Source organism: Pseudomonas sp. MIL9, assembly GCF_016887925.1.
Taxonomy (GTDB): domain Bacteria; phylum Pseudomonadota; class Gammaproteobacteria; order Pseudomonadales; family Pseudomonadaceae; genus Aquipseudomonas; species Aquipseudomonas mohnii.
Genome location: NZ_JAFEHE010000034.1, coordinates 68,581 through 76,818 on the forward strand (window position 1 = coordinate 68,581; position 8,238 = coordinate 76,818).

Sequence of the window (8,238 nt, forward strand, 5' to 3'; positions counted from 1 at the left end):
TTGCCAGCGATGGCCGTTAACGATGACTCGAATTACCCGGATAAACGCGGCGTACTTGAGTCCATCGCCAGCAGGCTGGCTCCTACAGGGGTTGAGGATGCTCACATATTTGTGGCGCGATACAGCTTGCCAGCGATGGTCGTTAACGATGACTCGCATGACCTGGATAACGCGGCGTACTTGGGTCCATCGCCAGCAGGCTGGCTCCTACAGGGGTTGAGGATGCTCACATATTTGTGGCGCGACACAGATCAACTGTAGGAGCCGGCTCGCCAGCGATGGTCGTTAACGATGACTCGCATGATCTGGATAAACGCGGCGTACTTGAGACCATCGCCAGCAGGCTGGCTCCTACACGTAACACAACCCCACCCACCCATACAGGCGTGCCCTCAAAGATGATCGGCATCGATCACGGCCCTGGCGAACGCTTGCGGATCTTCCTGCGGCAGGTTGTGGCCGATGCCGCCGTTGATCAGGCGGAACTCGTACTTGCCGGTAAAGCGCTTGGCGTAATCCTCGGGGGCAGGGTGGGGCGCGCCGTTGGCATCGCCTTCCAGGGTGATGGTCGGCACGCCGATGGACGGCGCGGTGGCCAGCTTCTGCTCCAGGGCTTCGTAGCGGGATTCGCCTTGAACCAGCCCCAGGCGCCAGCGGTAGTTGAATACGGTGATGTCGACATGGTCCGGGTTTTCCAGCGCCTTGGCGCTGCGGTCGAACGTGGCGTCGTCAAACGCCCATTTCGGCGACGCCGTTTGCCAGATCAACTTGGCGAAATCGTGGGTGTTTTTCTCGTAACCGGCACGACCGCGATCAGTGGTGAAGTAAAACTGGTACCACCACTGCAATTCAGCCTTGGGCGGTAGCGGGTTCTTGCCGGCCGCCTGGTTGCCGATCAGATAGCCACTGACCGACACCAATGCCTTGACCCGTTCCGGCCACAGCGCCGAGACGATGTCGGCCGAGCGCGCGCCCCAATCATAGCCACCGAGCACGGCTTGCTTGATCTTCAGCGCATCCATGAAGTCGATGACGTCGCTGGCCAGCGCGGCCGGTTGACCATTGCGCAGGGTTTTATCGGACAGGAAATGCGTATCGCCATAGCCCCGTGCATAGGGCATCAGCACGCGGTAACCCTTGGCGGCCAGCAAAGGGGCGACCGCGTCGTAGCTGTGAATGTCGTATGGCCAGCCGTGCAGGAGAATCACCACCGGTCCGTCGGCCGGGCCCGTTTCGGCATACGCAACGTTCAGCAGCCCGGCGTTGACATGCTTGAGCGGGCCGAACGGCGAGGGCGCGGCGTAGGTGGCACTGGCATCGGTCGCGGCTGGCTGAGCGGCGACGCTCGACTGCGCGTGGGCCGTGCCGAGCACGCCGAACAGGCTGAGGGCGAGGAGCGACGCGCCGACCAGGTGACGGCGGGTCTTCCCGTTTTCGTGGTTTCGCAGTGCCATCGTCATGTGGATGTCTCCGTTGCAAGCCGTTGGTCAGGGGTTCTGGATGATCCCCTTCAAACCTTGCCTGCATTTGAGCGCGGCGATGTATCTGGCCTGTGTCGGTGGGCAGGCCAGATGCAAGCGGATGTATCGCGATGTCACCCGGATACACTGTGATACATCATTGCGCACCCGGTCATTCTGTCTGGAATGGCAAAAAACACCGTCGAGGGTGTTGCGTTTAACCTTGTTTAATAATAACTGGCTGTTTTCAAACAAATATTTTCTGTTTGGGCTTCACAGGTGCAAAGAAAGTTGATAAATTTCCGCCCACTCTCGCACAGGGCCTCACGGGCCTTTAAGTTGCAGATACAGGGGCGTCGCCAAGCGGTAAGGCAGCAGGTTTTGATCCTGCCATGCGTTGGTTCGAATCCAGCCGCCCCTGCCATATTCCTGATGCTCATCCAGGTACAACTCAGTCAGCAGCCAAGGCGCGAGTTGAGGATGATCATGAAAAAACGCCAGTCCGAATCGGTCTGGCGTTTTTTTTGTCCGCGACAAAACCCTCCTCTGGCCATCCTTCGTTTCCCTGCGGCCACCGATAATGGCCATTACGATCCCCTTTTGGCCAATGCCACGCTATGAAGCGTCCAGCCTGTCAGCAAGAATCGGAGCCAGGCTGCCGACCCGGCGCCCCTCGAATCCATAACCAGAATCTTTGATCTTCCTTGCCCTTGGCTATTTGCGGGCCACTGCCGTCTCAAAACATAAAAACCAGAGCTGACATTGGGGAACTGATCCATGGACACTATGAAACGCATTTTGGGCGCCACGGTTTGTGGGCTGACGTTGCTGGCCAGCGCCGTGCACGCCGAACAGCGCGAGTTGAGGGTGTACAACTGGGCGGACTACATCCTGCCGTCCGTGCCCAAGGACTTCGCCGCGCAAAGCGGCATCAAAGTCACCTGGGACACCTTCGACACCAACGAGTCCCTGGAAGCCAAGCTGCTGACCGGCAACTCCGGGTACGACCTGGTGGTGCCGTCGAACCAGTTCATCGAAACCCAGATCAAGGCCGGGGTGTTCCAGAAGCTGGACAAGTCCAAGCTGCCCAACTGGAGCCATCAGGACCCGGCGTTGCTCAAGCTGTTGGACAAGAACGACCCCGGCAACCAGTACGGCGTGCCCTACATGTACGGCACCGTACTGATCGGTTTCAACCCGGCCAAGGTCAAGGCCGCGTTGGGTGAGAACGCGCCGGTGGACAGTTGGGATCTGGTGTTCAAGCCCGAGAACATGAAAAAGCTCAAGTCCTGCGGCGTGGCGATGCTCGACTCGCCGTCGGAAATCCTGCCCCTGGCCCTGCATTACCTGGGGCTGGACCCGAACAGCCAGAACCCGGACGACTACGAAAAAGCCAAGGCCCTCATGTTGAAGATCCGGCCTTACGTCACCTACTTCAACTCCGCCAAGTACATGACCGACATCGCCAACGGTGACATTTGCGTGGCCATCGGTTACTCCGGCAGCTTCTACCAGTTCGGTAATCGTGCCAAGGAGGCGGGCAACGGCGTGGTCGTCGATTGGCGCTTGCCGAAGGAGGGCGCGCCGATCTGGTTCGATACCTTCGCCATTCCTAAAAGCGCGAAGAACGTCGAGGAAGCCCACGAATTTCTCAACACCTTGCTGGACCCGAAAGTCATCGCCCCGATCAGCGACTTCCTCGGCTATCCAAATGCCAACAAGGATTCGATTGCCCTGATCAACAAGGACATCACCGGCAACCCCAACCTGACGCCCACCTCCGAAGCCCTGAAAACCCTGTACGTCTTGCAACCTCTGTCGCAAAAGCTTGAGCGGGTGCGCACTCGGGTCTGGACCAGCATCAAGTCGGACAAGTAGCCGAGCCACGGTGGGAGCGAGCCGGCGCGCTCCCTCATTTACCTGCCGGCGTGGGGCGTTCGAGTCCGGTGATTGGGGTGTTTTTGCGAGGCGTCAGCGCGGAAACAGCAAGGTCACCGCCGCGCGAAAGCCCCAGCCTTGAGCCCCGTCTTCCGGACTGTCGAGCCAATAACGTGGCCCGGCCTGGATCGTCAGCGGCTGGCCACCGATTCTCAGCAGTTGAGTGACGGTCAAGTTGATCGGCACCGACCATTGCCGGGTTTGCCAGTCGTAGGTCGACTCGGTGTTGACCCCGTACGTGGTGTAGGTCTGGGTGGTGTATGAAAGGAACGGCTGGAGGAAGGTCTGGTTGACCTTGTCCTTGTTATCCGGCGGACTGTCTTCCAGGCCCCAGATATGGTTGGCGAGAATGCCACGGGTCCAGCCATTCGATTGTTTGAGCGCGACCGCTGTCGGCCCGAGGCCCCATTGCTTGCTGCTCAGCAGCTTGTCGCTGCCGGTGGGAATCAGCAGCGCAGGGCCCACACCGAGTATCCAGCCGCTGTCGGTGGGTTTCTTCGGCGAAAAGAAAAAGCTCTGGGTCACATCACCGATACCTGACTGGTCTGCCGCGCCATTGGGTGCCAGGCCATGCTGGTCGATGACCGGCAGGATTGTGCGCGAGATCAGGTTCCAGTCGTCATTCAGACTGAACGGCAGCACCGGCTGAATATTGGTGACACTGTGCATGCCGTCGCCCGTGGGCCCCAGCTTCTGATCCCAGTTGTATTGCACGGGCAGGCTGTACATCGCCGCGACCGGGTTGAGTGCCTGTTTGGCCAGCTCTGCCGAATCGTCAGCCAGGCTCAAGCCACTGTGCGTCGAGGCCACCAGGGTCCAGAACAGCGTGAGTTGTACTCGTGACATGTTCATTCCTTGTTGGCAATTATCCGGGTGAGCCTTGCACAAGCCTTTTTGGCCGCCTGAAGCCGCCGCCTGTCGCTTGCGACCGTTCAACCCTGGAACGTGCAGACTGCATCCGAGAACACCACCCGCCCGAACTGCGCGTTGGCATCGAGGGGGGTGATGGCCAGCAATTGGTCCAGGCGAATCTCCTGTTGACCGTCGTCCGTTTCGAGGAGGATGAACTCTTCCTTCTCGCTCGAGGTGCGCGTGGTCAGCGCCCTGGCGACCAGGCGTGCGCCGTCCTTCAACTCGATATCCAGTCGATAACCGCGCATGCAGGCGATTTCCAGATAGTCATAGAGGTCGCAACTCATGGGCTGGTATTCGTTCATGTCGATTCTCCTGGCAACGTTGCGGTTCGATTGAGCATAGACAGGGTGAGTCAGTAACGATAACGCGTGTGGTCTGGATAAACGCGGCGTACTGGAGTCCATCGCCAGCAGGCTGGCTCTTACAGGACTGTGCCGTGAGATAGACTCAACCCGGGTCTTCTGAACGCAGGAGTGATACGTGTGGCAGGATGGCAATGGACTCGCTGATCACCGCCGCAGCGCAGGCGCTGGCGGCGGGTGACCCGCTCGGCGCGCTGAACCGGGTGGCGTTGCGTGAGGATGCGCCGGCGCTGGCGCTGCGCGGTATCGCCATGGCGCAACTGGGCGATCTGGCGCGGGCCAAGGCACTGGTGCGCAGGGCGGCGCGGGCCTTCGGGCCGAAAGAGGCGGTGGCGCGGGCGCGCTGTGTGGTCGCTGAAGCCGAGATCGCCCTGGCCTCGCGGGAGCTTGGCTGGCCGGTGAAGGCGCTCGACGCCGCGCGGGTCACGCTGGTGGCTCACGGTGATTCCGTCAACGCGGCCCATGCGCGCTATCTGCAGATCCGCCGCTTGCTGCTGATCGGGCAGCTCGACGAGGCGCAGGCATTGCTCGCCGACCTCGATCCGGCCATCCTGCCTCCCGCGCTACGGGCCACCCATGAACTGGTGGTGGCGGGGATTGCGATGCGGCGTCTGCATTCCCAAGCCGCACGGTCGGCGCTCGTCAGGGCAGAACTCGCCGCCCGCCAGTCCGGCATTCCTGCGCTGTACGCGGAAGTGGAAAGCGCGACGCTGATTCTGAGCAGTCCTGCCGCGTGCTTGATCGCCCAGGGCGAAGTACGCCCCCTGTTGCTCGACGAAGTGCAAGCGCTGCTGGCTTCGACGTCGCTGGTCGTGGACGCTTGCCGCTCTGTCGTGCGCGGTGCGGACATGTCGGTTTCCCTGGCCACGCGCCCGATCCTCTTCACCCTGGTACGAACCCTCGCCGAAGCCTGGCCGGCTGACGTGTCGCGGGAAACACTGATCGCCAAGGCCTTTCGCCTGAAGCTCAGCGATGAATCCCATCGCGCCCGATTGCGCGTGGAAATCGGGCGCCTGCGCGCGGCACTCAAACCCCTGGCCAGCGTGACCGCCAGCAAACGCGGATTTGCCCTGGTCCCCCAGGTTTCCACCGATGTGGTGTTGCTCGTGCCACCGGTCGAAGCGAAGCATGCGGCGGTGTTTGCCTTGCTCGCCGACGGTGAGGCCTGGTCGAGCTCGGCCCTGGCATTGGCGCTGGGCAACAGTCAGCGCAGTGTGCAAAGGGCACTCGACACACTGGCCATGGCAGGCAAAGTGCAGTCGTTTGGTCACGGCCGGGCACGACGCTGGATGACCCCGCCGGTGCCCGGTTTCGCGACGACCTTGTTACTCCCCGGTCCGCTGCCCGGTGGCTAGGATGAACGCCACAACCCCTAGCGAGGAACACCCTCATGAAACAGTCAGCCGCCGAAATCCTCCGTGAATATGGTCCTTTTGCCGATGTCGACAAGGTGCATGGCCTGACCTGGGACGGTCAGCAGGTATGGTTTGCCAGCGGAGAAAAAATCAACGCCCTCGACCCCGACACGGGCAAGACCCTGCGCTCGATCGACGTTGCCGCCCACGCCGGCACCGCCTTCGACGGTGAGCACCTGTTCCAGATTGCCGAAGACCGCATCCAGAAAATCGACCCGCGCACCGGCCGGATACTCAGCACCATCCCGGCCCCCGGTGGTGGCAACGACTCGGGCCTGACCTGGGCCGAAGGCACGTTGTGGGTGGGGCAGTATCAGGCGCGGAAAATCCACCAGATCGACCCCGAGAACGGCGCGATTCTGCGCACCATCGAGTCCAACCGATTCGTCACTGGCGTGACCTGGGTTGAAGGCGACCTGTGGCACGGCACCTGGGAAGCCGAAGAGAGCGAACTGCGCCGCATCGATCCGCACTCGGGGGAGGTCCTCGAAAGCCTGAAGATGCCGGCCGGTATCGGCGTGTCGGGGCTGGAGTCCGATGGTGGCGCGCGGTTCTTTTGCGGCGGAGGCATGAGCGGGAAGGTGAGGGTGGTGCGCCGGCCTTCATGATGCTCGAGTCTGCTCCGGGTCAGGGCAATCGTGGGTGTGAGTCTGCTGTTTCGTACCCACTCGTCCTCGGACGGTGAATAGTCCTCGAGCGTCTGGGCGCCAGCGAATGAATGGGTGTTTAAAGGCGTCCTGCCTTTTGTGCTTCTTCCGACATTGTTCCAGGAGATTTCCCGCCGAAGCGCCGGAGCCGTCCGGTTTTTGTGGTGAGGGTGATTGATTGGAGTGTTCGAGACTAACGGAGAATTGACGCCTGAATGCTGGCTAATTAGCATTAGGCCACTATTGCGCCATCACTTACCGTTTCGAGGGATCGAACATGCAACCACCCGCCCTTGTGGCGAGGTTGGGCCTGGCTTTGCTATGCCTTTCTCCACTCAATACCGTCCATGCCGCTCCCACTCCCGGTGATACCGACCTGATCCGTGAGCGTCAGGATCGCTTGCTTGAAGAGCAGCGCCGGCGCCTTGATGAGCTCAAGGAGTTGCCGGGCAAGCCCGCCAAGCCGGTTCAACCGGCAGCCCCGGCCGACGCCCGTTGTTTCCCCATCAAGGACATCGAACTCAAGGGTGCCGACAGCCTGTCCGCTGCCGAGCGCGAGCGTTTGCTCAAGCCGTACATCGGCCAGTGCCTGGGCGTTGCGCAGCTCAATGAGCTGCTCAAGGTCATCACCGACCACTACATCGAAAAAGGCCTGGTCACCAGTCGCGCCTACCTGCCGCAGCAGGATCTGTCCGGCGGGCATCTGAAAGTGCTGGTGGTCGAGGGCCGGCTCGAAGGGTTGAAGGGCGCGCAGGGCAGCCAGCTGTCGGAGCGGGAACTGGGGATGGCTTTCCCCGGTAAGCGCGGTGATCTGGTCAATCTGCGGGAAATCGAGCAGATGGTGGATCAACTGAACCGCTTGCCATCGAATCAGGCGCAGATGGAATTGTCCCCAGGCAAGAACGTCGGTGGCAGCGAAGTGTTGGTCAAGAACACCCCGCAGAAGCCGTGGCGTGCCGGGTTGTCCCGCAGCAATGACGGCCAGCGCAGCACCGGTGAGCAGCAATGGGGCACTACCTTTGACTGGGACAGTCCGCTGGGCCTGGCCGATCAACTGATGCTGCGCGGCGGTCACGATGCAATGACCGATCACCAGCACACCTCCAGCAACGCGATGCTCTATTACAACGTGCCTTGGGGCTGGTGGAACTTCAGTTACATCTACAGCCAGAGCGAGTACCGCTCGCAGATCGCTGCCAATGGTTACAACTTCAAGCAGACCGGCGACAGCGAGAACCATCAACTGCGCGCCGAGCGAGTGATCCATCGCGATGCGGTGAGCAAGACCTCGCTCAACGCCGGCTTGTCCTACCTGCGCACCAATAACTTCATCGAAGACAGCAAGCTCAAGCTGAGCAGCAACCGCATCAGCGAAATGCAGTACGGCATCAACCATGGACGTCGGGTCGGCAGCGCTTTTATTAGGTTCTTCACGGAATCCCGGGAAACACAGAAACAAGAACGCCGATTTGATTGATGATGTTCGTGCGAGCAAACACAT

Annotated in this window: 6 protein-coding genes, 1 tRNA gene and 1 pseudogene; 5 read left to right on the forward strand and 3 right to left on the reverse strand. The window is 61.0% G+C overall.

Features of this window, described 5'->3' with window-relative positions:
- Positions 1 to 392 precede the first annotated feature (392 nt).
- Positions 393 to 1,460, reverse strand: coding sequence for an alpha/beta hydrolase (locus tag JQF37_RS29215; RefSeq protein WP_130210520.1), 1,068 nt, complete (start codon positions 1,458 to 1,460; stop codon positions 393 to 395).
- A gap of 349 nt (positions 1,461 to 1,809) precedes the next feature.
- Between JQF37_RS29215 and JQF37_RS29220 the strand changes: the two genes are divergently transcribed.
- Positions 1,810 to 1,884: transfer RNA gene (locus JQF37_RS29220), tRNA-Gln, on the forward strand.
- Positions 1,885 to 2,237: 353 nt separating this feature from the next.
- Positions 2,238 to 3,338 carry a polyamine ABC transporter substrate-binding protein gene (locus JQF37_RS29225; protein WP_130210522.1) on the forward strand — a complete coding sequence of 367 codons (1,101 nt, stop codon included), beginning with the start codon at positions 2,238 to 2,240 and terminating at the stop codon, positions 3,336 to 3,338.
- Positions 3,339 to 3,431: 93 nt separating this feature from the next.
- Here the strand turns inward: JQF37_RS29225 and JQF37_RS29230 are convergent, their stop codons facing one another.
- Positions 3,432 to 4,244 (reverse strand): transporter, encoded by an 813-nt coding sequence (locus JQF37_RS29230; RefSeq protein ID WP_223272717.1) that lies wholly within the window; start codon positions 4,242 to 4,244, stop codon positions 3,432 to 3,434.
- A gap of 86 nt (positions 4,245 to 4,330) precedes the next feature.
- Positions 4,331 to 4,615, reverse strand: coding sequence for a Rho-binding antiterminator (locus JQF37_RS29235; RefSeq protein WP_130210526.1), 285 nt, complete (start codon positions 4,613 to 4,615; stop codon positions 4,331 to 4,333).
- 194 nt (positions 4,616 to 4,809) lie between these two features.
- Between JQF37_RS29235 and JQF37_RS29240 the strand changes: the two genes are divergently transcribed.
- The 3 genes and pseudogenes from JQF37_RS29240 to JQF37_RS29250 all read left to right on the forward strand — a co-directional run.
- On the forward strand, positions 4,810 to 6,030 hold the full coding sequence (locus tag JQF37_RS29240; protein ID WP_130210528.1) for a helix-turn-helix domain-containing protein: 1,221 nt from the start codon (positions 4,810 to 4,812) through the stop codon (positions 6,028 to 6,030).
- A 35-nt stretch (positions 6,031 to 6,065) separates the two neighbouring features.
- A complete protein-coding gene (locus tag JQF37_RS29245; protein ID WP_130210530.1) occupies positions 6,066 to 6,698 on the forward strand; it encodes a PQQ-binding-like beta-propeller repeat protein in 633 nt (210 codons plus the stop codon).
- A gap of 316 nt (positions 6,699 to 7,014) precedes the next feature.
- Positions 7,015 to 8,160: pseudogene (locus JQF37_RS29250) on the forward strand (ShlB/FhaC/HecB family hemolysin secretion/activation protein); the annotation flags it as partial.
- Between the last annotated feature and the right edge of the window lie 78 nt (positions 8,161 to 8,238).

Coding starts and splice junctions, on each gene's coding strand:
- JQF37_RS29215 (WP_130210520.1), bottom strand. CDS start 1,460: ATGACGATGGCACTGCGAAACCACGAAAACGGGAAGACCCGCCGTCAC.
- JQF37_RS29225 (WP_130210522.1), top strand. CDS start 2,238: ATGGACACTATGAAACGCATTTTGGGCGCCACGGTTTGTGGGCTGACG.
- JQF37_RS29235 (WP_130210526.1), bottom strand. CDS start 4,615: ATGAACGAATACCAGCCCATGAGTTGCGACCTCTATGACTATCTGGAA.
- JQF37_RS29245 (WP_130210530.1), top strand. CDS start 6,066: ATGAAACAGTCAGCCGCCGAAATCCTCCGTGAATATGGTCCTTTTGCC.
- JQF37_RS29240 (WP_130210528.1), top strand. CDS start 4,810: ATGGACTCGCTGATCACCGCCGCAGCGCAGGCGCTGGCGGCGGGTGAC.
- JQF37_RS29230 (WP_223272717.1), bottom strand. CDS start 4,244: ATGTCACGAGTACAACTCACGCTGTTCTGGACCCTGGTGGCCTCGACG.